Raw genomic sequence first — 974 nt, 5'->3', positions numbered from 1 at the left:
CTGGCAACCGTCACTTGCCAGAAAAAGTAGGAAGAAGAGAGAAAAATGCAGGTGGGATTTTTCACAAAGTCTGAAATAGTAAAATCCGCCTGATTTTTTTCCTAAAAAATGCCGATAAATGCCTTTATTAAGCCATCTTTTCGTGGTATACTATAGGCATAGAGAAGCCCCAAAACAGAAAATCCGCCCCGCATCAACAAATAAGCGGGTTCTCGGACATTATGAAAGAAATTATCACAGAAAACAAGGCTTCTCAAGGTAGTCCCCCGAAAACCGGGTTTTGAACCCGCATGGTTAAGCCGCTGACAGGGGGCGCTCTTATAAGGGTATAATCCCCGCAAGGGGACTGAAACGACCCCCGAAGGGGTCTATTATTTATTGAATTTTATTCCTTATAAGGGTATAATCCCCGCAAGGGGACTGAAACTCATCAAGGCTTTGTACGTCTTGAAGAGTCTTGTAATGGTACTTATAAGGGTATAATCCCCGCAAGGGGACTGAAACCTCAGATGCTTGGATCTACTTCTGATATTGTTACTGCTGATGCTTATAAGGGTATAATCCCCGCAAGGGGACTGAAACTTTCTGCAAAATTTTCAAGAGTAAATTTTCTTTTCTTATTACCTTATAAGGGTATAATCCCCGCAAGGGGACTGAAACATCATAGACATTTTCTATTATATATCCCAATACAAGTAAGTCTTATAAGGGTATAATCCCCGCAAGGGGACTGAAACTTCCTCGCTGCTTGCACAGCGAGGAACAATGCCGCACGGAGCCTTATAAGGGTATAATCCCCGCAAGGGGACTGAAACTCACCATCTTCTTTAATATTTTCAAATGTAAATATCTGTGCCTTATAAGGGTATAATCCCCGCAAGGGGACTGAAACTAGGTATCATTACATCCTGGCGGTCAGGGACACGCCCCGCCACCAACTTATAAGGGTATAATCCCCGCAAGGGGACTGAAAA

The 974-nt window shown here is 43.1% G+C and carries 1 CRISPR repeat array.

Annotated features, from left to right (window positions below):
* Nucleotides 1-317: 317 nt before the first annotated feature.
* Nucleotides 318-974: direct repeats of the CRISPR family, unit length 36 nt; unit sequence CTTATAAGGGTATAATCCCCGCAAGGGGACTGAAAC.

The organism is Megasphaera jansseni, assembly GCF_047974155.1.
In the GTDB taxonomy this organism is placed as follows: domain Bacteria; phylum Bacillota; class Negativicutes; order Veillonellales; family Megasphaeraceae; genus Megasphaera.
Note: the sequence above shows the minus strand (reverse complement) of the source record. Positions and strands in the feature narration are given on the sequence as shown.